This is a genomic window from Asticcacaulis aquihabitans, assembly GCF_032490435.1.
GTDB lineage: Bacteria > Pseudomonadota > Alphaproteobacteria > Caulobacterales > Caulobacteraceae > Asticcacaulis.
Genome location: NZ_JAVGWM010000003.1, coordinates 346,899 through 371,200, shown reverse-complemented (window position 1 = coordinate 371,200; position 24,302 = coordinate 346,899). Strand labels below are relative to the sequence as shown.

General features: G+C 59.8%; 24 protein-coding genes. 11 read left to right on the top strand and 13 right to left on the bottom strand.

Features of this window, described 5'->3' with window-relative positions:
• Positions 1–25 precede the first annotated feature (25 nt).
• On the bottom strand, positions 26–637 hold the full coding sequence (locus RCJ00_RS12405; RefSeq protein WP_316222263.1) for a glycine zipper 2TM domain-containing protein: 612 nt from the start codon (positions 635–637) through the stop codon (positions 26–28).
• Positions 638–751: 114 nt separating this feature from the next.
• Here RCJ00_RS12405 and RCJ00_RS12400 point away from each other — a divergent pair, with 114 nt between their 5' ends.
• Positions 752–1,612 (top strand): pirin family protein, encoded by an 861-nt coding sequence (locus RCJ00_RS12400; RefSeq protein ID WP_316222262.1) that lies wholly within the window; start codon positions 752–754, stop codon positions 1,610–1,612.
• A 157-nt stretch (positions 1,613–1,769) separates the two neighbouring features.
• Here the strand turns inward: RCJ00_RS12400 and pseI are convergent, their stop codons facing one another.
• The 7 genes from pseI to RCJ00_RS12365 all read right to left on the bottom strand — a co-directional run bounded on the left by pseI (position 1,770) and on the right by RCJ00_RS12365 (position 9,811).
• Positions 1,770–2,819: a pseudaminic acid synthase gene (pseI, locus tag RCJ00_RS12395; protein ID WP_316222261.1), complete on the bottom strand. Its 1,050-nt coding sequence runs from the start codon at positions 2,817–2,819 to the stop codon at positions 1,770–1,772.
• Complete coding sequence (pseC, locus tag RCJ00_RS12390) at positions 2,816–4,000, bottom strand: UDP-4-amino-4,6-dideoxy-N-acetyl-beta-L-altrosamine transaminase (protein ID WP_316222260.1); 1,185 nt, start codon at positions 3,998–4,000, stop codon at positions 2,816–2,818. Before pseC ends, pseI begins: the two co-directional genes overlap by 4 nt.
• A gap of 25 nt (positions 4,001–4,025) precedes the next feature.
• Positions 4,026–5,069, bottom strand: coding sequence for a UDP-N-acetylglucosamine 4,6-dehydratase (inverting) (gene pseB, locus RCJ00_RS12385; RefSeq protein WP_316222792.1), 1,044 nt, complete (start codon positions 5,067–5,069; stop codon positions 4,026–4,028).
• A gap of 99 nt (positions 5,070–5,168) precedes the next feature.
• Positions 5,169–6,155, bottom strand: coding sequence for an SDR family oxidoreductase (locus RCJ00_RS12380; RefSeq protein ID WP_316222259.1), 987 nt, complete (start codon positions 6,153–6,155; stop codon positions 5,169–5,171).
• 59 nt (positions 6,156–6,214) lie between these two features.
• The gene (locus tag RCJ00_RS12375) at positions 6,215–7,030 is read right to left on the bottom strand and encodes a WecB/TagA/CpsF family glycosyltransferase (RefSeq protein WP_316222258.1); all 816 of its coding nucleotides are present in this window, start codon (positions 7,028–7,030) and stop codon (positions 6,215–6,217) included.
• 59 nt (positions 7,031–7,089) lie between these two features.
• Complete coding sequence (locus tag RCJ00_RS12370) at positions 7,090–7,785, bottom strand: YiaD family glycine zipper/OmpA-like lipoprotein (RefSeq protein WP_316222257.1); 696 nt, start codon at positions 7,783–7,785, stop codon at positions 7,090–7,092.
• 235 nt (positions 7,786–8,020) lie between these two features.
• A complete protein-coding gene (locus tag RCJ00_RS12365; RefSeq protein ID WP_316222256.1) occupies positions 8,021–9,811 on the bottom strand; it encodes a S1 family peptidase in 1,791 nt (596 codons plus the stop codon).
• A 233-nt stretch (positions 9,812–10,044) separates the two neighbouring features.
• Here RCJ00_RS12365 and RCJ00_RS12360 point away from each other — a divergent pair, with 233 nt between their 5' ends.
• On the top strand, positions 10,045–10,998 hold the full coding sequence (locus RCJ00_RS12360) for an isopenicillin N synthase family dioxygenase (protein WP_316222255.1): 954 nt from the start codon (positions 10,045–10,047) through the stop codon (positions 10,996–10,998).
• 9 nt (positions 10,999–11,007) lie between these two features.
• Here RCJ00_RS12360 and RCJ00_RS12355 read toward each other — a convergent pair whose 3' ends face one another.
• Positions 11,008–11,775 (bottom strand): LytTR family DNA-binding domain-containing protein, encoded by a 768-nt coding sequence (locus RCJ00_RS12355; protein WP_316222254.1) that lies wholly within the window; start codon positions 11,773–11,775, stop codon positions 11,008–11,010.
• 90 nt (positions 11,776–11,865) lie between these two features.
• Between RCJ00_RS12355 and RCJ00_RS12350 the strand changes: the two genes are divergently transcribed.
• Positions 11,866–12,855 carry an alpha/beta hydrolase gene (locus tag RCJ00_RS12350; RefSeq protein ID WP_316222253.1) on the top strand — a complete coding sequence of 330 codons (990 nt, stop codon included), beginning with the start codon at positions 11,866–11,868 and terminating at the stop codon, positions 12,853–12,855.
• Between the two features lie 71 nt (positions 12,856–12,926).
• Here RCJ00_RS12350 and RCJ00_RS12345 read toward each other — a convergent pair whose 3' ends face one another.
• From RCJ00_RS12345 to RCJ00_RS12330, 4 genes are all read right to left on the bottom strand, one after another.
• Positions 12,927–14,810, bottom strand: a complete 1,884-nt coding sequence (locus tag RCJ00_RS12345) for a M2 family metallopeptidase (protein ID WP_316222252.1) — start codon at positions 14,808–14,810, stop codon at positions 12,927–12,929.
• Between the two features lie 263 nt (positions 14,811–15,073).
• On the bottom strand, positions 15,074–15,847 hold the full coding sequence (mtgA, locus tag RCJ00_RS12340; RefSeq protein WP_316222251.1) for a monofunctional biosynthetic peptidoglycan transglycosylase: 774 nt from the start codon (positions 15,845–15,847) through the stop codon (positions 15,074–15,076).
• A gap of 19 nt (positions 15,848–15,866) precedes the next feature.
• Positions 15,867–16,859 carry a WD40 repeat domain-containing protein gene (locus RCJ00_RS12335; RefSeq protein ID WP_316222250.1) on the bottom strand — a complete coding sequence of 331 codons (993 nt, stop codon included), beginning with the start codon at positions 16,857–16,859 and terminating at the stop codon, positions 15,867–15,869.
• Positions 16,860–16,953: 94 nt separating this feature from the next.
• Entirely contained in the window at positions 16,954–18,093 is a 1,140-nt protein-coding gene (locus RCJ00_RS12330) for a CobW family GTP-binding protein (RefSeq protein WP_316222249.1), read from the bottom strand.
• 369 nt (positions 18,094–18,462) lie between these two features.
• On the opposite strand from RCJ00_RS12330, the gene rplU reads away from it, so the two are divergent.
• From rplU to RCJ00_RS12290, 8 genes are all read left to right on the top strand, one after another.
• The gene (gene rplU / locus RCJ00_RS12325) at positions 18,463–18,990 is read left to right on the top strand and encodes a 50S ribosomal protein L21 (RefSeq protein ID WP_316222248.1); all 528 of its coding nucleotides are present in this window, start codon (positions 18,463–18,465) and stop codon (positions 18,988–18,990) included.
• Between the two features lie 25 nt (positions 18,991–19,015).
• Positions 19,016–19,285 (top strand): 50S ribosomal protein L27, encoded by a 270-nt coding sequence (gene rpmA / locus RCJ00_RS12320; protein WP_316222247.1) that lies wholly within the window; start codon positions 19,016–19,018, stop codon positions 19,283–19,285.
• Positions 19,286–19,571: 286 nt separating this feature from the next.
• Entirely contained in the window at positions 19,572–20,216 is a 645-nt protein-coding gene (locus tag RCJ00_RS12315) for a GNAT family N-acetyltransferase (RefSeq protein WP_316222246.1), read from the top strand.
• A gap of 74 nt (positions 20,217–20,290) precedes the next feature.
• Positions 20,291–21,337, top strand: a complete 1,047-nt coding sequence (gene obgE, locus RCJ00_RS12310; protein ID WP_316222245.1) for a GTPase ObgE — start codon at positions 20,291–20,293, stop codon at positions 21,335–21,337.
• Positions 21,338–21,367: 30 nt separating this feature from the next.
• Positions 21,368–21,991 carry a nicotinate-nucleotide adenylyltransferase gene (locus tag RCJ00_RS12305; protein ID WP_411267542.1) on the top strand — a complete coding sequence of 208 codons (624 nt, stop codon included), beginning with the start codon at positions 21,368–21,370 and terminating at the stop codon, positions 21,989–21,991.
• Between the two features lie 65 nt (positions 21,992–22,056).
• Positions 22,057–22,521, top strand: coding sequence for a ribosome silencing factor (gene rsfS, locus RCJ00_RS12300; RefSeq protein ID WP_316222243.1), 465 nt, complete (start codon positions 22,057–22,059; stop codon positions 22,519–22,521).
• An 11-nt stretch (positions 22,522–22,532) separates the two neighbouring features.
• A complete protein-coding gene (gene rlmH, locus RCJ00_RS12295; RefSeq protein ID WP_316222241.1) occupies positions 22,533–23,024 on the top strand; it encodes a 23S rRNA (pseudouridine(1915)-N(3))-methyltransferase RlmH in 492 nt (163 codons plus the stop codon).
• A 92-nt stretch (positions 23,025–23,116) separates the two neighbouring features.
• The gene (locus RCJ00_RS12290; RefSeq protein WP_316222240.1) at positions 23,117–24,259 is read left to right on the top strand and encodes a murein hydrolase activator EnvC family protein; all 1,143 of its coding nucleotides are present in this window, start codon (positions 23,117–23,119) and stop codon (positions 24,257–24,259) included.
• Positions 24,260–24,302: the final 43 nt, after the last annotated feature.

The following is a 24,302-nucleotide window of genomic DNA, read 5'->3' as shown; positions in this document are numbered from 1 at the left end:
AGGCGCTTTTGGAAGGGGAAACGGCCTACCAGCGACGACCGAAACCGTAGCTGTAGCCAAAACCGCTGCGCCAGCCGCTATCCCAGCGAGGTTCACGGTAATAACGATGATAATGCCCGTAGACCGGCTCAGACGAAAAGAAAACGGTCGTGTAGCCGCGTGGCGGCGGTGGCGGGGCGTAATAGCCATCGTCATAGGCATAATAGGCCTGCTCATAGCAGTCGACGCTATTATCGCCCACAGCCGAGCCGAGCATGGTGCCCACCATGGCCCCGCCTATGGTGTTGCCGCCGCGGTCCCAGCGATTGGACAAACCGTTGCCAATCACACCGCCCAGAACCGCACCCACAATCGTTCCGGTCGTGCGGGCGCTCGACTTGCGCTGATAGCAATACCCGACGGGCTCGCGGCCCGGGGGCGGCAATCCGCTATCCCTGGCCATATCTGCAGCCTGATCTGCGCGGCCACGGTCATAGGCCTGGCGCAGTTCGGCCTGGCTGTAGGGGCGCATCTCCGGCTGCGCATCGCTGCGCGTTGCCTGGTGCGAGTCGGTCGGTGTCGTTTGGGCTAGCACAGGTTGGGCCAGCATAACGGCGACACTGGCAATCAGGCAGGCCTTGGATATCCGGTTTTTCATAGTGACGCTCTACTCCACGCTATGCGAAAACCATACCACAAAATTATGTCCGGCGCATGGCCTGGGACTTGACGATTTAGACCGATACGCCCAGCTATGGGCAAGGAGTATGACATGTCTGAAACCAAAGCCGTCCTAGCCCTTCACAGCGCCTATCGCGACGACATCGGAGATTTGGTAACGCGACGACCGGTCCCCAGCCAGCGCCTGAATAATATCGGCGCCTTCCTGTTCCTCAACCACCATGGCCCCCAGACCTATCGCCCCGGCAATCGCGGCCTACCGTTTGGCCCACATCCGCATCGCGGTTTTGAGACGGTGACCTTCATTCTCGAAGGTGACCTGGCGCACCGCGATACAGGCGGACACGAAAGCATCATCCACGCCGGCGGCGTCCAATGGATGACGGCGGGTAGCGGCTTGGTGCATGCCGAAGTCTCGCCCGAAGCCTTCAAACGGACGGGCGGTCCGATGGAGATTCTTCAGCTCTGGGTCAACCTGCCGTCCCGCCTTAAAATGACGCCACCGCGCTATACCGGCGTGCAGCAGGCCCAAATCCCAGCCATCGAAAGCGACGGCGTAACCCTGCATCTTGTCTCAGGCGAATGGAGCAGGCAGACCGGCCCCGTGAACTCGCTGACCGGTGTGTTCATGACCTGGCTGGATATGACGCCTGGCAGCCGCATTCGATTCGATCACCTCGAAGACCGCGATGTTTTTTTCTATGTCGTGCGCGGCAATGTGGCCGTCAACGGCGCCGATGCGCCGCATTGGAACCTGGTTGAATTCGGCCCCGGCGGCCTGATCGATATTGAAGCCGTGACGGATAGCGTCGTCCTGTTCGGCCACGCCGAGCCGATCAACGAGCCGATTGTGGCGCATGGTCCGTTCGTGATGAACACGGTGCAGGAAATCCATGACGCCTATGCCGACTATCAGGCCGGCAAGTTCGGCAATCCGGCGGATATCGGCTAGTGTCCTGAATCTGAAATTCGCATGCGGTTGATATCGACCTCTGGCGAATTTCAGATTCATCAGGACACTAGCAACTTATTGTATCTAGTATCGTTTTTGAATTTGAAGTTCGCTCGGCCTTCGATATCAAAATAAAGCGAACTTCAAATTCACGATACTAGGCGATCATCTCATCGCTCAGCGGTTCGCCACGCGACAGGTCACGGCTGGCGACCTTGCCCACCACGTCCCATAGCCGGGACGGCGGCAGGCCCAGGCCCGGACGGATCGAGCGGACATTGTCATGAGTCAGGGGCTCGCCTCGTTTGACGTCCCTGACAATATAGAGAGAGCGGCGGAAGGTCTTGGAGCCCTGCTCAGTGCCCAGGGTGTCAAAATGCACCCGGCCAAGTGCTTTCCAGGCGTCCTTGCAGTCGCGAACCAGGGCTGAAAATTCGGCCGGTTCCAGCGAGAAGCTCGAATCCGGGCCGCCGTCGGCGCGTGCCAGCGTAAAGTGCTTTTCGATGACGGCACCGCCCAGCGCGATTGCCGCCACGGAGGCACCGACGCCATGCGTATGGTCGGACAAACCTGGCACGCAACCATACCGTTCGCCCAGGGCCGGAACCGTGCGCACATTGGCATCGGCGATATCGGCGGGATAGTTGGAGACGCAGTGCAGCAGGATAATCTCACCCGAACCGAACTTGCGCGCCGTCTGGACAGCCGCGTCGATTTCACGGTCATTGGCCATGCCCGTCGACATGATCATCGGTTTGCCCTGTTGCGCCACATAGGCGACCAGAGGCAGGTCAACCAGTTCGAAAGATGCGATCTTGTAGGCGGGAGCCCCTAGAGATTCGAGCAGATCGACGGCGGTAGTGTCGAAGGGCGAAGAGAAGATCGTCACGTCACGCGCCTTGGCCCGCTCGAACAGAGCCGGGTGCCACTCCCACGGGGTATGGGCCTCCTGGTACAGGTCATAAAGGGCCCGGCCATCCCAAGGGCCGCCATGGATGAAGAATTCCGGCCGATCCGATTTCAGGGTGATGGTGTCGGCGGTATAGGTCTGAAGCTTGATGGCGTCGCAACCGGTGTCGGCGGCGGCATCGATCATCGTCAAGGCGCGATCGAGCGAGCCGTTGTGATTGCCCGACAGTTCGCAGATGATATAGGGCTCATGATCGGCGCCGATCTTGCGGCCGGCAATAGTAACGTCGAGGCTCATAACACTTCACTCAGGGCACTTATGACCCGGGCTGGGTCTTCATCACGCATTTCCGCATAAAGCGGTAAAGAAAGCGTGCCCTGATAGAAGGCGTCGGCGCCGGGCAGGTCGCGTTTGCCCAATGCGTGATGTTGCCAATAGGGCTGACGATGGACCGGAATATAATGCACCTGGCTGCCTATGCCGCGATCGCGCAACCCCGCCATGACGCGGGCCCGCGTCGTGCCCAGGGCGGCAAAGTCGATATTGACGGCGAACAGATGAAAGACCGTATCATCGCCCGATTGCGTCCATCTTACGGGAATATTCGATTGATCTAGCGCCGCCTTATAGGCACGCACCAGTGCCTTGCGGCGGGCGGCGAATTCCGGCAGACGCTTCAGTTGCGACAGGCCCAGCGCACAGTTGATATCGGGCAGGCGATAGTTATAGCCCAGGCATTGCTGTTCGTAGACCCAGGGACCGGCATCGCCTTCGCCATCATAATGCAGGCCGACGAAATGATCCGGGTCGCGTTCGATGCCGTGACTGCGCAGGGTGCGCAGACGCGCCGCCAGAACGGGATCGTTTGTCGTCACCGCGCCGCCCTCGCCGGTGGTCAGTGTTTTGACCGGATGAAACGAAAAGCAGGCCATATTGGAGGATTGACAGCTACCGACCGGCCCTTGCGGTCCGACCGTGCCGATCGCGTGACAGGCGTCTTCGATGATGAAGGCGCCATATTCGTCACATACCGTGCGCAGGTGACGCAAATCGACCGGCCGGCCGGCATAATGGACCGGAATGACGCCGGCGAAGCGATGACCGTGATAGTCGCGTGCAATTATATTCAGCGCCTCGTCGAAACTGTCGTCCGTGATCAGGCCGGTCATCGGATCGACATCGGCAAAGACCACTTCGGCGCCACAATAGGCGACACAATTGGCGCTGGCGGCAAAGGTGATAGCCGGAACGATGACCACGCAGCATTTCGACACCTGCTCGGTCATCATCGCCAGATGCAGTGCCGCCGTACCATTCGATACGACAACGGCCTCTGCGGCACCAACCGCTTCGGCCAGGGCTTTTTCAAAACGGTCGACGAGGGGACCGGTCGTCAGGAAATCGGAGCGCAAAGCCTCCGCGACGGCGGCGATATCGGCTTCGCTGATGGACTGGCGGCCATAGGGGAGAAAGGTCATAGGGCCTCGCACACGAAAAAGCGCCTCACCCCAGATAGGCTTTCATCATATCGCGGATACCGGCCGCGTCCAGACGTTCCGGGTTGATATCGCTGGCATAATAGAAATCTTCGGCCACCTTCTTTATACCGCGTACCTTGGCGAAACTCTTGCGGGTATATTCAACGAATTCCGGCTCGATGACGTAGCGGTCGTCCAGTTCGTAGGTTGAGCGCGCATCGTCGGCGGAAATCATCATCTCGTGCAATTTCTCGCCGGGGCGGATGCCAACGACCTTATGCTGCGCTTCGGGCGCCAGGGCGGTAGCCAGGTCCGTGACCAGGGTCGCCGGAATTTTCGGCACGAAGATTTCACCGCCTTGGGTCAGTTCCAGGCAGGACAGGACGAAGGCCACGCCCTGATCGAGCGATATCCAGAAGCGCGTCATGCGCGGGTCGGTGATCGGCAATTCCGTCGCCCCCTTAGCCAGCAGGCGCTGGAAGAAAGGGACCACCGAACCACGCGAGCCTACGACATTGCCGTAGCGGACGACGCAAAAACGCGATCCAATGTCACCGGCCATGTTGTTGGCGGCAACGAAAATCTTGTCCGAGGCCAGCTTTGTGGCGCCGTACAGGTTGATGGGGGAGCAGGCCTTATCGGTTGACAGCGCCACCACGCGTTGGACGCGAGCGGAGAAGGCGGCGGCCACAACGTTTTCTGCGCCGTTGATATTGGTAGCAATACATTCCGACGGGTTATATTCGGCGGCGGGCACCTGCTTTAGGGCGGCGGCATGAATGACAATATCGACACCGCGGAAGGCCAGTTTCAAACGTTCGCGATCACGCACGTCGCCAAGGAAGAACCTTAATTTTGATATCTTCGCCTTATCGAAGTGCTCTTCCAGTTCGCCGCGCATTTCGTATTGCTTGAGTTCGTCGCGCGACAGGATGATAACCTTGCGCGGATCATGGTGCTCAAGCAAGGCCTGGGTCATGCGACGGCCGAACGAACCGGTGCCGCCGGTGATCAGGACGACCTTGCCCTTGACCGGGTCGGTTTGCGGCGAAAAATCACGATAGGTCATGGCGATCCGTGCACTCAAAGCCGGACGCATTTCGCCCGTGGGTGGCATCTTGCCCACGGGCGGTTAAAGTCACGTTAAGTAAATTTACCCCGTCAACGGTCAGCCGCCGCCGTAGCCGCCAATCACCGGCAGGACCTCGCCCGTGATGTAGGACGACATCTGCGGCGATGCTAGGAAGACGTAGGCCGGTGCGATCTCCTCAGGCTGGGCGGGGCGTTTCATCGGCGTCTGGGCACCAAACTGAGCAACGTCGTCAGGCGACTTGTCGGCCGGATTGAGCGGGGTCCAAACCGGGCCTGGCGCGACACAATTGACACGGATACCCTTTTCCACCAATTGCCCGGCCAGAGAGCGTGTAAAGGCGTGAATCCCCCCTTTGGTCATCGAATAGTCGATGAGCATCGGGCTGCCTTCGATACCCGTGACCGATCCGGTATTGACGATGGCGCCGCCATTAGGAATGTGTTCCGCCGCCGCCTGGGCCATATGGAAATAACCGTAGAGGTTGGTCTTTAGCGTTCGGTCGAACTGTTCTTCGCTCAGGTCAGCAAATTTGGCATGAAGCTGAAAGGCGGCGTTGTTGACAAGGATATCAAGCTTGCCCAGGCGGGCGACGGTCTGGGCCACGGCATCCCGGCAAAACTGACGATCGGCTACGTCGCCGGCAATCAACAGGCATCTTTGCCCTTCGGCTTCTACCAGGCTTCGGGTCAGTTCGGCGTCTTCGTGTTCGTCCAGGAAGACGATGGCTACATCTGCCCCTTCACGGGCGTAGAAAATGGCGACGGAGCGACCTATGCCGGAATCGCCTCCGGTGATCAGGGCCACCTTGCCTTCCAGCTTGCCAGATCCGCGATAATAGGGTGCGTCATAGAGGGGTTGCAGCACCATGTCGGCTTCGTTGCCAGGCTTGTCGAGCGTTTGCATTGGCAAGGGCGGCTCAGGGTATCTCCGTGCTCCGGCCTGCATGGCAGATTTGGGTTTGTCTTCGGGCGTTTTCTTGTCGGTTTGGCGTCGTTCTGCCTGGAGGGCGCGCTGGATGGCGACGGTGTCTTCCGCCTCCTCCTCATAATCGAGCGGTGTCATGGTCGGACCTTGCGATAGCGTGGAGCCCCTGCCCCGCCGCTATTACAACCGCCGCGTCATCAAAAATCGATAGGGACCAGACGGCGTGACACATCGTTCAGCGCCTGAGGGATAAGATGCCATGGCTCGACAAAATAACGTTCGAACAGGCGCTTCGGTTCATGGAAGAACCGCACCAGCCATTCTATGCCCAGTCGCCCGGTCCAGCGCGGCGGCGTGTACATGACGCCGGCTTCGTAATCAAATGCCGCTCCGACCGGCAGGATGACGCAATCCGGCAGACGGTCGAGATTGGTCAATATCCAGGTTTCCTGACGCGGCATGCCCATGCCGACCAGCAGAACATCAGGCTTTTTAGCCGCCAGATCCGCCAGCAAGGCGTCATTTTCCGCGCCCGCCATGTCAAAGAAGCCGGTATGCAGATCGAGATGCACATCAGGATAGCGGTTGAGAATCGCCGCCTTAGAATAGTCGTTATGCGCCGCCTCGCCGCCGATATGGTAGACACGCCACCCATTGGCCTGAGCACGCGCCCAGAAATCTTCGCGATAATCAAGATAGGTGACGCGATGCTGTCGTGACACTGGAAGCCCCATCAGACGGCCCCAGGCGATCATCGGCGTCGAATCGATTTCGATCAGATCCGCCCTGGCATAGAAGGCGCGCATGTCAGCGCGTTTCTGAAACAGATACAGGCTATGCAGATTATGGTTTGCCACGATGGCACGCTCACCGGCGGCGACCTTGGCCCCGACAAACTCCATGACATAGGTCGGCGTCACCGCATCGACCTCAGCCCCCAGAAGCGATAGACGCTTAAACGGCGGGGCCTCAGTCAGGCTGTCGTGAAAAACGGATTGGCGGCATGTGTCCATACCGCCAATCCTACGGGTTTAGTTTTGAGAAACCCTCAAAGGACAGGGTTAATAGCCACTCAGTTTTCAACCACCGGGCGCAGGGTGATTTCGACACGGCGATTCTTGGCGCGGCCTTCCGGTGTGCTGTTGGTCGCAATCGGTTGACGCTTACCCATGCCGGCAACATAGATGCGTTCGGCCTTGACCTTGCGGGCAACCAGATAACCGGCGGCGGCGTTTGCACGACGCTCCGACAGGTCGAGATTGTAGGCATCGGAACCCTGGGCGTCGGCATGGCCGACCACGTCGATATAGGTCGATGGATATTGATTGAGGATGGCGGCGACATCATCCAATACCGGCAGGAAAGAGCCCGCGATATCGGCGCTGCCCGACGAGAAGGTAACGTCGGACGGCAGATTGAGGACGATGTCATTGCCCCGGCGGGTGACGTAAACGCCGCGCGTTTCCAGTTGGGCGCGCAGGTCCTTTTGCTGGCGATCCATGTAGGCGCCGACTCCGGCGCCCGCCAGGGCACCGATACCCGCACCGATCACCGCATTTTTGCGTCGTAGGTCATTGTTTGACAGGGCGCCGACACCGGCACCGATTGCTGCGCCGACAAGGGCACCTGTCTTGGTGTTGCTGCGCGTCTTGACGCCGTTGGATGTATCGATGGTTTCGCAGCCGGCCAGCAGGAAAGAGATGCCGGTGATCGCCAGAATGGCGCTTCGACCAGAAATGTTCAGTCGGGACAGGTTTAGTATAGACATGATTTAGACTCCTCAGATGCTATTGGTCCCGATCAAGGGCCCATTTACGGGTCCGATTTCAGGCCACTACCACCAGTTATGCCAGAGCCAGGGTAAGGGCGTTGACCGGAACGCAGTAAAAACTCGTTAGAATCCCATAAGGCCATCCGCCGATTCTGAGGGCCATAGAGGATATGTATACAGGCTTACGATTGTGATGTTGAACACAACATGAAGGCGCCCATATGGCGTCCGGTCATGTCTGTTTGCAGCGCCATACTGTCTTGGTCTCCGCCGCCATGGTCAGGTAGGTCTGGGACAGGGTACGCACGCGGGCCAGATTGTTGGCCAGTGCCGCCAGCGCGCCGGTATTGCTATGCATCGAACAACGCAAAGTGCCCAACGCCTTCATCTGATTATTGAAATTGGTGTATTGCGCTGGGTCGAGCCGGTAATCGTAACGGGTGAAGACCTGACCGTCGGCGGAAAATTCCATCCGCGCGGCCACAGGATTGGCTTCGCCCATCGCAAAACGCAGCAAGGAGCCGTTTGGTTGACGCTCATACGGTGTACGGCCATTGACGCAGGCATGAACGGAGTCAAATTCGAACTCGATCGGCCCCGCCCCGCTGAGTGGATTGGGCGACGCATTGGGATCGATGGTGCAGGACATCTTCACGGCGACGGCTTCCGCCACCGGGGCTGCGACCTTCGGTTTGCTGAGGCGGCGATAGATGTCGCGATCCTTGATCAGGAACCACGCAACGACAATCACAATAACGGCAGCTAGGGCAATCCAGCCCCACGGGATTGGATGCTTGATGCCCGGCACCTTGACCGGCGGCGGCGCGCGCAATTCAATGCGATGGCGAACACGTTCCGGCTTGGCGCGCTCGACCGGGGCTTCGTCGAAGGCTGTCGGGGCATCGGGCTCGCGCGAACGATGGATTTCGGCGCGGTGACGGATTTCACGGCGAATGATCAGGCCGATGAGGATCAGGACCAGGACCGACAGGACCACCATGGCGCCCAGTTGCAGACGCTCCATAAGGGCGCGGTCGGCTTCGGCCTTTTTCTGCTCGACCAGACGCTGAACCTGGGCCTCGGCAGCAGCGGACAAAACCTTAGACAGCGCGTCATCCTTGACGATCTCGTCCTCGCTCTTGGCATAGCAGGGCGTACTGACAATCTCAGGGGATATACCGGCCGAACTCAGGAAGGTATTCAACGCAGAGACATGGGTGGCGACGAACTGGCCAGCCGAGATATCGAGGTTACCGCCCGCCGACAGGGTAGACGGCGCGGTCCAGGTATTGACGCCAACAACCTGGCCGCATTCGTTCAGCAGCGGACCGCCGGAATTGCCATGATTGATCGGCGCGGTGTGAAACAGGGTTTCGACGCGGCTGCCGTCCGGATTGGTGGCGGCGAACAGGGCGATGGAGCCTTGCGTCACATAGGCATCCGCCGGTTCCAGAAGCGCCGTGCCCGACCGATTGAGCAGGTGATCGGTCACATCAGGATAGCCCATCGAGACGACGCGCTCATTCTTGTAGGGCGTGAGGAAGAGTTTCAGGGGCGGGATTTTGAGGTTCGGCGCCGACAGCAGGACCAGATCGCCCTGAATCCAGGACTTCATCAGTTGCACCGGTTGGTATCCGGCCCCGGAGTCCTTGTGCGGAACGATATAGATATCGGCGCTCGATGCCTCCGGCGGCACCTGGACGACGTGGTAATTGGTGACAATATAGCCGGGTGCGACGACAAAGCCCGAGCCCATGCCGACCGTATCGAGCGGTACGCCGCCATAGCCACGGTAGACCACGAGCACCCGCACCACCGATTGCTCGGAGGCCTTCAGCGCCTTGGTCGAATTGACGGGCTGAAAATCGGGATCGGACAATTGTTGCGATAGGCTGGACGAATTGGCATCCTGCGCAAAGGCAGGAGATACATCAACGGGTAGACACAGGAGACCGGCGGCCAGAAGCCCGAGGCCTATCCCCTTCATCCGTTGAACCAGACCCGCGCCCATACCCGCAAACAATCCCAAATCCGCCTTGGCAACACAAAACACCGCGTCCTCTGGCGAGTCGCGTTCATATCAAGCGGTCATAGACGAGTTCTCGTTAAAAATCATCCCCCGCGGGAAGGTTAATGCGGGCTGTGGGATTTTAGGCGCGCCGAGGTGAGTCTGACCTGAAAAAGTGCTCCCACTTTGGCAGGAAGCGCTCTAATATCCTCGGTAACTTTTCCCTTCTATCGCCGAAAGTGCTCTCTGTGCCCGATACTGCCGCCCCCGTTTCCGCCATTCCTCCCGTGCCGCTCGCCCTGTACGACAGCAACTTCGCTGCGTTTTCGCAAAGCCTGGGCGCGGCGTTCGAGCGTTATGGCTTCGCGGTGCTGGGCGGGCATGGCCTCGATCCGGTGCTACTGGACCGCGCGCTTACGGCAACCAAGGCCTTCTTTGCCCTGCCGGAGGACGTCAAGCGCCAATATCACGCGGCATCCGGTGGCGGCCAACGCGGCTATACGCCTTTCGGCATAGAAACCGCCAAGGGTCACGTTCATCACGACCTTAAGGAATTCTGGCATATCGGGCGCGAACTGCCCGTCGGCCACCCATATGCGCCGTTCATGCCGCAAAACGTATGGCCAGCGGAAGTCGCCGATTTCCATGACAGCACCTATGCGCTCTATGAGGCCCTCGATCAGTTGGGCAAGAAAGTGCTGCGCGCCATCGCGGTTTATCTCGATCTGGTGCCGGATTTCTTCGATGCCCCGGTCAAAGAGGGCAACAGCGTCCTGCGCCTTCTGCACTATCCGCCAGTCACGACGCCGGGCGAATCGGTGCGCGCCGGCGCCCATGGCGACATCAATGTCATTACCCTGCTGCTGGGAGCCGAAGAACCGGGCCTGCAACTGCTTGACCGCGACGGGCAGTGGCTGCCGATCACCCCACCGGCGGATTGCATCGTCTGCAATATCGGGGACATGCTGTCGCGCCTGACCAATGGCGTATTGCCGTCGACCCAGCATCGCGTCATCAACCCGGCGGAAGCGCGTAAGGATTATCCGCGCTATTCGACGCCGTTCTTCCTGCATTTCGAGCCGCCCTACCTGATCGAAACCCTGCCAAACTGTATCACGCCGGATCATCCGGATCTGGGGGCACAACCAATCACGGCACAAGACTTCCTGATGCAGCGCCTGCGCGAGATCAAACTGGTTTAGCGCTTTGCGTCACGCCACCTTCGCCAGCCACATCTCGAACGCCTTTTTGCGATGCCGGCTCAGCGGCAGGCGCAACCCGGTCGTCAATTCGACCTGGTTGTCCTTGTAATCCTGAACGGCTCCGTCATGCACCCAGTGCGAACGGTGTATCTGAAATCCGTCCTTCAGAAGCTCCACCGCCTCGGTCAGCGTCATATGAATCAGGGCTTCGCCGCGCGCCGTATAGACCCGCAGATAGTGATCTTCCGACGAAAGGGCCAGTACCGCCGACCGCCGCAACGCAAACGGCAGGCGATGCGCCAATGGATAGACCTTGCCCGTGGCGGGTTGCGGGTCCGCCTGTAAGAGTTGGCTATCGCGCATCAGGGCCGCGACCACGATGGCGGCCTGCACGGCCAGGGTGAGAAACAGGTTCTGCCAGATCAGGTCGATAAAGCCGACATGGGGCAGGGCCCGTGGCCCAAAGACGTGCAGGGAGGCCCACACAATTGCCGCCGATGGTACGGCCAGGGACACATCAAAGAGAAGCGATGCCCACAAGGGCCAATGACCAGCAAAAAAACGCCGCGCCAACCGATAAGCCCCTTCCATAATCATCCACCCGATGATCATGAAACACAGGGCAAAGTGGGCGCACCGGTCCCAAAATCCCATGCTGGTATAGCTACCGAACGGCCCGGCGAGCGCCAGCAGAAGGCCCAGACAAGGCAGGACGACGAGCGCCTTCCATGATCGGCGTGGCGAATACCGGAAGGTGAGAAAGCGAAAAATATCCATTGGCGAAATTTTGTGACCACCGGCGAAACACCGCAAGACTAGGTGGCTCAGGATACCTAAGCAAGCCCGGTCACTTCAACGGGGATCCCGATGCTGAAATTTCTTATCCGCACCTCTATCGCAATACCGCTCCTGCTCATCGCCGTTATCACCGGCACGCTTGCCTTCACAGCGCCCCAAACGCCTCCGGCCATAGCGGCGGTTGAAAAGGCGAACGATCCCTTTGCCGCCTATGCGCGGGCCTTACCCGCCTATCGCTATTTTACGGCCCGCGACGGCACGCGGCTGGCCTATCACTACTATCCGGGCAAACCGGGCGGCGGCGTTGCCGTGGCTGTGCACGGGTCGTCCGGTACTTCCTTGGCCGTGCACGGCCTGGCCACGGCCTATGCGGCGCACGGTATTACCGTCTATGCGCCCGATCTGCGCGGCCATGGCCTGAGTCCCGGCCCCAAGGGTCGGTTGGGCGATATCGTCTATCGCGGCCAGTATGAAGACGATCTGGCCGACCTGGCCGACCTTATCCAGCGCGAACACCCCGGCGAAAAGCGCCTGCTGGTCGGCCACTCCATGGGCGGCGCCGTTATTCTGCGCACCGCCGCCAGCCGCTATGCCGACAATTTCAACGGCTATCTGGCGCTGGCCCCCTTCATTGCACCGAACACCCCTATGGATCGGCCGGGCGAAGGCGGCTGGACCGTGGTCAGCGTCCCGCGCATCGTCATATTGAGCATTTTGAACGGCTTTGGCATTTCTGCGCTCGACCATCTGAATGTCCTCGCCATGGCGGTGCCACCGAACGCACAGCATCGTCCGCGCTTTTACACCCATGCGCTGCTGTCATCGTCCAACCTGCAACGCGAATGGAAGGCGCAACTGGCGGCCATCCACGCGCCAACCCGCGTCCTGATCGGAGCGAATGACGAACTGTTCCACGCGGAGGCTTATCCGCCGGCCTTCAAGGCGGTGAACCCGGCCATACCGGTGTCGGTATTACCCGGTCAGGGCCATATGACCCTGATGTTCGACGACAAGGCGCTGGCGGCCGAAACCGATGTCGCCGTAGAGATGCTTAAATAAGGTCTGGGATGTGGGGTCCGTGACCCCACATCTTCTCCTCACAGGAAGGTTTGGGAGCGCTGGCCAGAAACCTATATGGAGTCATCCCAACCGCAGGTCTGGCCCTTGTTTTGCTCTTCCAGCCAGGCATTGAGCGGCGCGAAATAATCGAGAATCGCCGAGGCGTCCATGTCGCGCTGGCCCGTGAAGGCTTGGAGAGCATCCGGCCACGGTTTCGATTGCCCCATTTCCAGCATGGCGTTCAGCTTCTGGCCGACCGCCTTCTGGTTATAGACCGAGCAGCGATGCAGAGGGCCAGTCCAGCCGGCCTGTTGGCAGGCGGCGCGCTGGAACTGGAATTGCAGGATGTCGGCCAGGAAATAGCGGGTGTATGGGACGCTGGCAGCGACGTGATACTTACCACCCGGATCGAAGGCGGAAGACGGACGGATACCCGGCGCTTCCAGGCCCTGATACTTCTTCACCAGTTCCCACCACCGGCTATTGTATTGCGCCTCGGTGATGTGGCCGTTGAAGACTTCCCAGCGCCAGCGGTCGATTTCGAGGCCAAACGGCAGGAAGGCGATTTTTTGCAGCGCCATTTTCAGCAGATAAGGAATGTCTTCGGAATCGCTTGGCACCGTGCTCAGCAAACCGATCTGGTTGAGATAGGTCGGCGTTACCGATGACAGGCCGATGAAGTCGCCGATCGCCTCGTGGAAGCCGTCATTGGCGCCGTTCTTGAATAGGAACGGCTGATCCTTGTAGGCGCGCTGATAGAAGTTGTGACCCAGTTCATGGTGAACCGTATAGAAGTCCTCCCCATTGACTTCGGTGCACATCTTCACGCGCAAATCGGAGATATTGTCGATGTCCCAGGCGGAGGCGTGGCAAACGACTTCGCGGTCGCGCGGACGCGTGAATTGCGACCGCTCCCAGAAGGTTTGCGGCAGGGCTTCGAAGCCAAGCGAAGTGTAGAAGCTTTCGCCGGTCTTCATCATGCGGATGGGATCGTACTTCTTTTGCACCAGCAGCTTGTCGAGGCTGTAGCTGGATTTGATACCCTTCGGCGCCACGACGTCATAGATATTGGTCCAGTCCTGGGCCCACATGTTACCCAACAGGTCGGCGCGGATGGGGCCGAACTTCGGCTGGACGCTGTCGCCGTATTTTTCGTTCAGCTTGCGGCGCGTATAGCAATGCAGATTCTTGTAGAAGGGCGCGACCTGGTTCCACAGACGGTCGGTCTCGGCGGCGAAGGCCTCCGGGTCCATGTCGTAACCCGACCGCCATAGCGCGCCGGTATCCTTGAAACCGAGACCCCGCGACCCTTCGTTCGACAGCTGGGCCAGCTTGGCGTAGTCGGACTTCATGGGTGCTGCGACGGCCATCCAGCCCTCCCACATGGCGCGCGTGACCTTCGGATCGCGCGACGACGCCATGGTGCGCGACGCGTCGTCGAGATTATAGGTCTTGCCGGCATAATTGAACTTGCCGGTCGAATAGATGGAATTGAGCTTGGTGCTGATCGCCGCCAGTTCGTTGGCGGCGCCGGGACGGTCGGCCGCCGGCAGGGTCTGGGACAGGCGCAGCAGGTTGAGCTTACGACGGGTGACCGGATCAACGTCGACATCGTTATACTTGGCAGCCGCCATAGCCAGCTTGACGGTTTCTTCATTCAGGGCGGCGTCGGCACGGGTCTGGAGCCATTCGGTATCGTAGGTGATGTAGGTCGCCCCCACCCATTGGACGTGGGCATCATATTCGCCCAGTTCGGCCAGCTTGGCCTCCGCGGCGTCGACGAACGCCTTGGCTTCGGCAGGTGTGGGCTTGGCCGGTGCGGCGTCCGCCGGCGGCGGTGCGGCGGGGGCAGCCGGCACAGGCGTCGCCTCGGCCAGCGGCGCCTTCGGCACCGAGGTCGTGGCGCACCCCGTCAGTAATGCGATACACGCAGTGGAAACCAATAGATGTTTCATGACAGCCTTCCCAGCTTATTCGGTTTGGCCATATCGTTCGTTTGGCCAGATAGTTAATTTGGGGAGCAAATGCCATTTAGGCGAGAGCGTCAAGTCAGGAGATGGCCGGCGCCGTCATTACGCACGCAGAAAGCAGGATCGCAACGGCGGCCATTGCCGTCAGCACAAGACAGGTTTTCATGATCTCAGCCTCCCAGGTCATTAAATGCCCACAGGACGCGCCTTCGCCCCTAACGTCAAGCGGCCGTAGCCGAGACATCCGTTTATTCCGCCGCGCAGGTATCGAGGCCGCGTCCCGCCACGGTCTGTGCATTGGCAGCGATGCGGCTGGACCGCTTATTGCCCTTCGCCTTGCGCTTCATCGGACTGGGCAAAATCGCCGCTAATTGCGCAGCCTCACCCCGGCTGAGTGTGCGGGCGCTGTGACCGAACCAGTATTGCGAACCGGCTTCAGCCCCATAAACCCCCGGCCCCATCTCGATCGAATTGAGATAGACCTCCATAATGCGATCCTTCGACCACATGTGCTCGATCAAGAAGGTGTAATAGACCTCGAATCCCTTGCGCACCCACGACCGGTTCGGCCACAGAAAGACGTTCTTGGCCGTTTGCTGGGATATGGTGGACGCGCCACGCTTCTTCTTGTGCGTCTTGTTGTAGCGCTCCGCCTTTTCGATCGCCGTCAGGTCAAAGCCAGAATGCAGGCAGAACCGGGCGTCTTCCGAGGCGATGACGGCGCGTTTCAGATTGTCGCTGATCTGCGACGCGGGCACCCAGCGATGGTCCAGTCCCTCGCCTTCCATCACGCGCTGGATCATCAGCAGGGTAATGGGCACGGGTACGAATCGGTGAATGGCTACGGATAGGATGGAAAAGGCGAAAAATCCGACGATAAGCGCCCCGATGAAACGGAAGGGCCGAAAGCGCGGACGCGTCTTGCGCGACGCGGCGGCGGGCGCCTTGTCATAGATGACCGCGTCGCTTAGGCCCGGAATGACGTCTTCCGGCTGCGGCTTGTCCGTATGACCGTTACTCATCGCGCCCCCGCGTATGCCGTTATTCGGCTTCGGTCTGGAAGATATAGACGAAACCGTCTTCATCGCCAAATACTAAGCGATTGGCCTCTCCCGACATGGCCAGGGCCGTGATCGCCGCGCCCTTTTCGCGTTTGATCCATTCGACATGGGTCGATTGCAGTTCGGCCAGCCAGACGCGTCCGTCTTCGGTGCCGGCGCTGAGGATGGTGTCCTCGGGCGCGCCGGCAACGACGCTGACCATCGTGCCGTCCTGCGGATTGATTTCAGACGCTTCCTCACCCATCGGACCGTTGGGGCGCAGGAAGGGCCAGACGACCGCACCATTGGCGCCGGAGGTGGCCAACAGCTTGCCCTTGGCAAAGAAATCGAGCGACTTGATCTTGGCCGGATAACCGCCCATGCGCATGTCTTTCGAATCCTTCAAACGCCAGCCATGCAAGGCATTTTCCTGCATGGCGGTGATGACAAAGTCGCCAGACGGCGCCATGGCGATTTTGGTGTGCGATCCCGCCCAGAACAGCTTTTGCGGCTTTTGCTCGGCGATGCGCGAAAACCAGATGCTGACGCCGTTATAGGTGGCGCAATAGAGCTTGCGCCCCTTCGGCTCGAAACACAGGTCCGACACCGAATGTTCGTTCTTGAAGGTCTTCGTCTCCTTCTTGAGCAGGTCGAGGACATAAACGGTCTTGGCAGCGGCATAGGCGATGACCTGGCCCTCGGGTGCAACGGCGACCACGTCGATCCAGGCGCCCGGATGCCTGGCCAGTTCGATCGGCCCGGCATCCTTCGATGTCCAGACAACACGCCCGTCATCACCACCGGTGATCACGCCGAGTCCAGTCGGATGAATCACGGCCGACAGGACGCCCGCATTGGGATGGGCGTCAAAGACCTTATCCGCATCCGGAAAGACAATACGGCCGTCACCCAGGGCGACGATGGGGTCGTCGAGCGCATCGAACAAGGCGGCGACGACATAGGATTCGAAGGATTTTTGATAGGCGAAGGTCATGGCGCGCTTATAGGTCCAGGAATGACATTTGAATACTCAAAAAAGAGCTCCCCCTGATCGTCAGGAGGAGCTGATTTCGAGCTGGAAACGGTGATCAGGCGGCGATTGTCGCCTCAAACCCGGCCTTGAGCGCGGCGGTGTCGAGATGGCGGCCGATGAAGACAGCGCGCGAAATACGCTTTTCGCCCGCCTTCCATTGCCCTTGCAGTTCGCCTTCGAGGATCATGTGCACGGCCTGGAAGACCAGGCGCTTGTCCTCGCCCTTGACATCGAGAATGCCCTTGGCGCGCAGAATATCCTGCCCCTTTTCAGCCAGCAGCTTGTCCAGCCACTGCGTGAACCGCATGCCGTCGATCGGCCGGTCGGCGGTCAGTGACAGGCTCTTGATCTCTTCGTCATGGATCGGATTGATGTGGTGGCTGCAATGCTCGTCGTGGACGTGGCCTGCTTCGCCATGGGCCGGTCCGTGGTGATGGTGATGGTCATGGTCATGGTCATGATGGGCGTGCCCATGGTCGTGATCATGGCGATGCCCGTGGTCATGATGCGCATGATCATGATCGTGGTGGTCATGATCATGAGCGTCGGCACCTATACTGTCCATCTTCGACAGATCGAAGCGATGCTGGTTGAGCAGGGTCGAGATGTCGACAAAAGAACGCTGGGCGCGCGTGATGCTGGCCAACGGGTTCAGCCCTTTCAACCGGCCTTCGATTTCGTCCAGCTTGGCGTCGTCGACCAGGTCGGTCTTGTTGAGGATGATGTGATCGGCAAAGGCAATCTGCTCCTTCACAACGCGATCTTCCTTCAGCGCGCTGTCGAAGTGCTTGGCGTCGACCAAGGCGGTGACGGAATCGAGATAGGTCTTGGCCTTGATCTCCTCATCGACGAAGAAGGTCTGGGCCACCGGACCCGGATCGGCCAGGCCGGTCGTCTCGACGATGATGGCATCGAAACGGCCCTTGCGCTTCATCAGTTGCGACAGGATGCGGATCAGGTCGCCGCGAACCGTGCAGCAGACACAGCCATTGTTCATTTCAAAGACTTCTTCGTCGGCGCCAACGATCAGGTCGTTGTCGATGCCGATTTCGCCAAATTCATTGACGATGACCGCATATTTCTGGCCGTGGTTTTCCGACAGGATGCGGTTGAGCAAGGTGGTCTTGCCCGCGCCCAGATAGCCGGTAAGCACGGTGACGGGGGTTTTTGCGGAGACAGCAGCGGTATCGGGCATTTTGCGGCTTTCGGGTCTGTTACTTTATAATAGAAATGGATATGGGGCTTAAGTATGCCTTTGCGGCCTGAAATCAAGCGGAAGTCGGCGCTGATGGCTACAAATTCCCGATTCTGCGCCCTTGACCTGTGGCCGGGCACGCACGAAGCGTGTATTAATCAGTTGATCCGGCGCGATGACAGGCGATGTTTTCAGAGCATAGTCAATTAAGCTGGCAATGGGGTAAAAACCCGTTGACTCACCGAGATATCCTTGTATAAGTCGCCGCCTCTCGCCCGGAGCCCTGTGGTTCCTGGGGCGTTTTTCCATTTTCCTGCGCAAGCTGACAATCTTTGTCGAAGCCTTGCGCCACTGCATAAGGTTCTGGCCATGTACGCGGTCATCAAAACAGGCGGTAAGCAATACCGTGTTTCGGCTGGCGATCTGCTGGTTGTCGAAAAGCTCGAAGGCGAAGCCGGTGCGGCGATCACCTTCAACGACGTACTGATGATCGGCGATGACGCCGGCGCAGTGGTCGGCGCTCCGCTGGTCGAAGGCGGCGCGGTCGAAGCGACCCTGATCGAAACCCGCAAGGGTGAAAAGGTCCGCATCTTCAAGAAAACCCGTCGTCAGGGCTATCGCCGGACCCGTGGTCACCGTCAGATCCAATCGGTTCTGCGCGTCACCTCGATCCTCGGCGCCGGCAAGTCGGCAAAGTGGGAAGGCACCGTTTCGCTGACCACTAAGGCTGAAATGGACGCACGTGCCCGTAACCTGGCGCCGCGCAACCTGGCAGCCGCCATCGAAACCCCGGAAGTCGTTTCGGTTCCGGCCGTAGCTGAAGAGGCCGCGTCCGCTCCGAAGAAGAAGGCCCCGGCAAAGAAGAAGGCCGCTGAAGCGACCTCCGACGAAGCATAATTTCCGAACCTAAGGAGCACCTCCCATGGCACACAAAAAATCCGGTGGTTCGTCCCGCAACGGCCGCGACTCACAATCCAAGCGTCTCGGCGTAAAACGTTTCGGCGGTGAATCCGTCCTCGCCGGCAACATCCTGGTCCGTCAACGCGGCACCAAGTTTTTCCCCGGTGACAATGTCGGCCTCGGCCGCGACCACACCCTCTTCGCCACGGCGACAGGCAATGTGAAGTTCACCACGAAGCGCGATGACCGCTGTTACGTGTCGATCATCCCGACAGCCGCCGCTGCCGAATAAGTACGACCTCGACATTTTCGGATCGTGCTTGACCTTTTAAGCCGATCCGGACCGAGTTTAGAGCGGGAGTCCGGATTTTACCGGGCTCCCGTTTTCGTTTTCGACCATTGTTTCTAACCTCGACTGAGCTTCTAAGCCCCACCGATTCCGGGTCTCGCCGATTATAGAAACAACCGATCGTGATCCCGCTCTGCAAGCAAGATGGTGGAACTGACACAGTTCGACCCTAAATAGGCCTCAGCCTGCGCTTACAACGCGGCGAAAGCCTGGAGTGAGAGAGATGATCATGCGGAACGAACACGTCCGGCCGGAACCCGGACACGCCAAGCACGCCACCCCCAACCCCCAGAACCTGAGTGTCGAGACGACGCGTCTCAGCCTCACGCCCCTGAGTGCGCCCCAGACCTCTTCCCAAAACCAGTCCCAGAGCGTGCCGTCAGTGCGTCCTGGCGATATCGATGCCTTCATGGCCGTCTTCGCCGATAAAAATTCAGCGCGGATGACCCATGCGATCCCGCACCCGTTGAGCCGCACCGAGGCCGAAAGCCTGCTGGCGCGGATGTCGTCCACGCCCTTCAGCCACTGGGCCATACGCCTGGAAGATGAACAACTGATCGGCATCATCAGCCTGACCCGTTCGACGTGCGGAACAGCCGGCGACATCCATTCTTTCGGCCCAAACCTCAGCGTGTTCATCGCGCCCGCCCATCAGGGTCAGGGCTATGCGATCGAAGCGACGGACGGTCTGTTGCGCTGGGTCAAGAAGCGCCGCCTGCATCGCATCATTCACGCCGCCCACTTTGCCGACAACGAAGCCTCGGCGCGTGCCTTGATTACGGCCGATTTCCTGTACACCGGTCGCAAGACCCTGGAGACCTCGCTGGCCCGCGATGGCGAGCATCTGGCGCTGCATATGATCCGGATTCTGTAGCACACTCCCTCGCAAAGCCTTATTCCGCGCGCAAGATCATTGATCTTGCGCGCGTTTTCATTCAAAGAAACGCGATGAAATTCCTCGATCAGTGCAAAATCTTTATCCGGTCCGGCAACGGCGGCGCAGGCGCCGTCTCCTTCCGCCGTGAAAAGTTCATTCCCAATGGCGGCCCCGACGGCGGCGACGGCGGTAAGGGCGGCGACGTGTGGATCGAAGCCACCGAAGGCCTCAACACCTTGATCGACTATCGCTACCAGCAGCACTTTAAGGCGCGGACCGGCGAGCATGGCAAGGGCCGTCAGATGCACGGCGCCAATTCCGAGGATATCGTCCTGCGTGTTCCCGTCGGCACCGAGGTGCTGGAAGAAGACCACGAGACCCTGATTGTCGATCTGGATGAAGTCGGTAAACGCTATCTTCTGGCCCAGGGCGGCAATGGCGGTTGGGGCAATACGCGTTTCAAAGGGCCGGTTAACCAGGCCCCTACCTTCGCCCTGCCCGGTCAGGACGGCGAAGAACGCTGGATCTGGCTGCGCCTGAAGCTTATCGCCGATGCGGGTCTGGTCGGCCTGCCCAATGCCGGGAAGTCTACCTTCCTGGCGGCTTCGTCATCGGCCAAGCCGAAAATCGCCGACTATCCGTTTACGACCCTCGTGCCGAATCTGGGCGTCATAGATCTGGGGCCTGAGGAACGTTTCGTCCTGGCCGATATTCCCGGCCTGATCGAGGGCGCGTCGGAAGGCGCTGGCCTTGGTACCAAGTTCCTTGGCCACGTCGAACGCACGAAAGTGCTGATCCACCTGGTCGATGGAACGGGCGAAGACCCGGTCAAGGCGTACAAGATCATCCGCAAGGAATTGAATGCCTACGATCACATCCTCGGCGACAAGACCGAACTTGTGGCGATAAACAAGGTCGATTCGCTCGACGCCGATGCGCGCAAAAAGCTGGCTGCCAAGATCAAGAAGGTCAGCGGGCAGACACCGCACATGATTTCCGGCGTCACCGGCGAAGGCGTGCGCGACATGCTGTTTGCCGCCCTGGCCACCATTCAGGGCGAGAAAAAGCCTACTAACGCGCCTCAGGCCGACGCGCCCTACAGCCCCTGGGATAACTGACGCGGGATGTGGTTCGCCGGTTTAGCGCCCATGACGCCGGCCGTCCCCGCAGGGGGGCTGCGCTCCGGCTTTCATCTCGAACCCGGGATGACGGTCGGATTGTTCGGCGGGTCGTTCAACCCGGCCCATGAAGGGCATCGTCACGTGGCCGAAACTGCCCGGCAACAGCTGGGGCTGGACAAGATCATCTGGCTGGTGTCGCCGCAAAACCCACTAAAGTCGCGCAACGACACAGCCCCCCTAGCCGAACGAATGGCGGGCCTGCGCCCCTTTGTCGGCCCGGACGATGTGATTTCGGATTTCGAAACGCGCATTCACGCCACCTATACGCTCGATACGCTGCGTGCGCTCAAAGGACGATATCCCGGCGTCAAATTCGTTTGGCTCATGGGCGGTGACAGTCTGGCCAGCTTCCACAAATGGCGCGGCTGGGTTCAGTTGATGCATATGATGCCCATGGCCATTGTGTCCCGCCCGGGCGCCCTGATGAAGGCACGCTTTTCACCCGCGGCTCTACGGTTTTCCCGTTTCCGCATCGATGAACGCGCCGCCCATCAACTGGCGTACCGTGAAGCGCCGGCCTGGACCTACATCAAGGGTCCGCTACACGCCCATTCGTCCACGGCCCTGCGCGCCCAAAAGCGCCGTCCGTAAAAATTCCCGTTACCTCCCCATCAAAGGATGACCTTAAGCGCTTTTTGTGCTATGCGTCATTCATCGTGGATCATAAAGGAACCCAAGCCCTGTCTCGTCAACCTGCGCACACCGCGCCCGAAACCCCTCAGTTTGAGGCTCCCGCGTCCACCGACGCCCACGAAGAATTCAATTCCGACACGCTGCTGCCGCTCGAAACGCTCATCGTCAACAAGCTCGACGATGACAAGGCGCAAGATATTGTCTGTATCGACCTGCGCGGCAAATCGTCTGTTGCCGACACCCTCATCATCGCCTCTGGCCGGTCGCACCGTCACGTCGGCGCTCTGGCCGATCACGTCGTGCGCGCGCTCAAGGAAGCCGGGCACGGCAAGGCCAAGATCGAAGGCCTGCCGGCTTGCGACTGGGTTTTGATCGATGTCGGCGATGTCGTGGTGCATATCTTCCGTCCGGAAGTCCGCAGCTTCTATAATATCGAGAAGATCTGGTCGCTGTCGCCTGACGGCACGGGCCATACCGTTCCGGTCTAGAGCCTGCCTGAATGCGCCTGACGCTCTGCGCCGTCGGCAAACTGGGCGCGACGATCGAAAACACACTCACTAAGGACTATCTGAACCGCGCCGGTCTGACCGGGCGCGGTTTAGGCATTTCACCGGTAGACCTGCTGGAAGTCGAAGCCAAAAAGGGCGCAAAGGCCGCCACGTCCGCCCTGCTGAAGACGCAGGAGATGGACGCCATAAAGGCCGCGCTCGGCGAAGGCGGCATTCTGATCACCTGCGACGAGCACGGTGAGCAACTGACATCGCGCCAGATCGCCACCCGCCTCAACACCTACAAGGATCGGGGCGAACGTCGCGTGACCTTTTTGATCGGCGGTGCCGACGGACTCGACCCCGCCTTGCTCAAGCAATCTGCGTTTTCACTGGCCTTCGGCCCCCAGACCTGGCCGCACGCCCTGGTCCGCGTCATGCTGGCTGAACAGATGTACCGGGCCACGACCATCCTGGCCGGCCTGCCCTATCATCGCGATTAAAAGCCCCACAATCTGGCGATATCGGAATGATGGAGGCCGTCATAATGAGATTAGGCTTGAGGATTTAAAACGAAGCAATCTATTTGAATCGCATGTTGTCCTCATCACGCCAACTGCTTTTGACCGGACTTGCCGTCTTCGCCCTTGCCGGAGCGGTGCAATCGGATGCGCAACAACGGCTGAAAGACCTCAGTGCCGCCGACCAGGCAGCGCTGGACAATCTGTCGGCGCAACGCCGGGCCGAGGAACGCAAGGGCGACAACCAGCGCCGTACAGCCCGCCAGATCGCCCAGGAAGTCGAGGCCCTGCGTCAGCAGATCATCGACATCTCCAAAAAACAGGGCACGGGCGAACAGAGATCGGCCATCTACCGCGCCAAGCTGGAAACGCTCAACCAGCAGGAAACCGACATTACCCGCCGCCTGAGCGCCGAACGCGCCAAGCAGGCGCGCCTGCTCAGTGCGCTGCAAATCTATTCGCGCAATCCGCCCCCGGCCCTATTCGTGACCCCGCGCAAGGCCAATGACGCCGTTATGGCCGCCATCATCATGCGCGCCATCACGCCGGAACTGCAGAAACGCACCCAGGTCCTGGTTCAGCAGAATAGCCGGCTGGTCAATCTGCGGCGTCAGGCCGCCCTGCAGAACGAAGCCCTGTTCATTTCCGAAAACGACATTTCCGAACAACGCAGCGAGATCGAACGTCTGATCGAGCAAAAGATGGCCTTGGAAGACCAGCTTCTCGGTCAGGCAGACCAGATGGACGCCCGCGCCGCCGAGCTCAAGGCGCGCGAGGCGCGCTTACGCGGCGACACCCCTCTGAAAGGCCTGCTCGGCCTGTCCGCCTCGGACACCGCCCGCCTTCAGGCGCCGGCGGTGGGTGAGGTGGTGCGCGCCTTCGGTCAGGTAGACGGCACTGGCCCCGCCAGCCGCGGCATTTCCTACGCCGTCCTTCCCGGCAGCCAGGTCACCGCCCCGGCCGAAGGCGAGGTCGAATTCGCCGGACCGCTGGAATCCTATGGTCAGGTGGTTATTCTGAACATCGGCCACAACTATCGCGTCGTTATTACGGGCATAGGCCGCATCTATGTCGATGTCGGCAAAACAGTCGGCCGGCACGAGCCTCTCGGGCGCATGCCCAACCTGTCGGATAAGAAGACAACGCTCTACATGGAGTTGCGGCGCGGCGAAGATCCGATCAATCCGACCACACCTTTGCAACTATCGGCGAATTAATTACACGCCCCGTTTACGCCACACTCACACCGTTATATGTAAC

What these genes read in the sequence shown, in the direction of transcription:
- mtgA (WP_316222251.1), bottom strand. Translation starts at nt 15,847, where the DNA reads ATGAGTAACGGTCATACGGACAAGCCGCAGCCGGAAGACGTCATTCCG.
- pseB (WP_316222792.1), bottom strand. Translation starts at nt 5,069, where the DNA reads ATGACCTATCGTGATTTTTCGCCGCAAACCGACCCGGTCAAGGGCAAG.
- rlmH (WP_316222241.1), top strand. Translation starts at nt 22,533, where the DNA reads ATGCGCCTGACGCTCTGCGCCGTCGGCAAACTGGGCGCGACGATCGAA.
- RCJ00_RS12330 (WP_316222249.1), bottom strand. Translation starts at nt 18,093, where the DNA reads ATGCCCGATACCGCTGCTGTCTCCGCAAAAACCCCCGTCACCGTGCTT.
- RCJ00_RS12350 (WP_316222253.1), top strand. Translation starts at nt 11,866, where the DNA reads ATGCTGAAATTTCTTATCCGCACCTCTATCGCAATACCGCTCCTGCTC.
- RCJ00_RS12405 (WP_316222263.1), bottom strand. Translation starts at nt 637, where the DNA reads ATGAAAAACCGGATATCCAAGGCCTGCCTGATTGCCAGTGTCGCCGTT.
- rpmA (WP_316222247.1), top strand. Translation starts at nt 19,016, where the DNA reads ATGGCACACAAAAAATCCGGTGGTTCGTCCCGCAACGGCCGCGACTCA.
- rplU (WP_316222248.1), top strand. Translation starts at nt 18,463, where the DNA reads ATGTACGCGGTCATCAAAACAGGCGGTAAGCAATACCGTGTTTCGGCT.
- obgE (WP_316222245.1), top strand. Translation starts at nt 20,291, where the DNA reads ATGAAATTCCTCGATCAGTGCAAAATCTTTATCCGGTCCGGCAACGGC.
- RCJ00_RS12290 (WP_316222240.1), top strand. Translation starts at nt 23,117, where the DNA reads ATGTTGTCCTCATCACGCCAACTGCTTTTGACCGGACTTGCCGTCTTC.
- pseC (WP_316222260.1), bottom strand. Translation starts at nt 4,000, where the DNA reads ATGACCTTTCTCCCCTATGGCCGCCAGTCCATCAGCGAAGCCGATATC.
- RCJ00_RS12315 (WP_316222246.1), top strand. Translation starts at nt 19,572, where the DNA reads ATGCGGAACGAACACGTCCGGCCGGAACCCGGACACGCCAAGCACGCC.
- RCJ00_RS12335 (WP_316222250.1), bottom strand. Translation starts at nt 16,859, where the DNA reads ATGACCTTCGCCTATCAAAAATCCTTCGAATCCTATGTCGTCGCCGCC.
- RCJ00_RS12370 (WP_316222257.1), bottom strand. Translation starts at nt 7,785, where the DNA reads ATGTCTATACTAAACCTGTCCCGACTGAACATTTCTGGTCGAAGCGCC.
- RCJ00_RS12355 (WP_316222254.1), bottom strand. Translation starts at nt 11,775, where the DNA reads ATGGATATTTTTCGCTTTCTCACCTTCCGGTATTCGCCACGCCGATCA.
- RCJ00_RS12400 (WP_316222262.1), top strand. Translation starts at nt 752, where the DNA reads ATGTCTGAAACCAAAGCCGTCCTAGCCCTTCACAGCGCCTATCGCGAC.
- RCJ00_RS12380 (WP_316222259.1), bottom strand. Translation starts at nt 6,155, where the DNA reads ATGACACCGCTCGATTATGAGGAGGAGGCGGAAGACACCGTCGCCATC.
- pseI (WP_316222261.1), bottom strand. Translation starts at nt 2,819, where the DNA reads ATGAGCCTCGACGTTACTATTGCCGGCCGCAAGATCGGCGCCGATCAT.
- RCJ00_RS12345 (WP_316222252.1), bottom strand. Translation starts at nt 14,810, where the DNA reads ATGAAACATCTATTGGTTTCCACTGCGTGTATCGCATTACTGACGGGG.
- RCJ00_RS12305 (WP_411267542.1), top strand. Translation starts at nt 21,368, where the DNA reads ATGACGCCGGCCGTCCCCGCAGGGGGGCTGCGCTCCGGCTTTCATCTC.
- RCJ00_RS12375 (WP_316222258.1), bottom strand. Translation starts at nt 7,030, where the DNA reads ATGGACACATGCCGCCAATCCGTTTTTCACGACAGCCTGACTGAGGCC.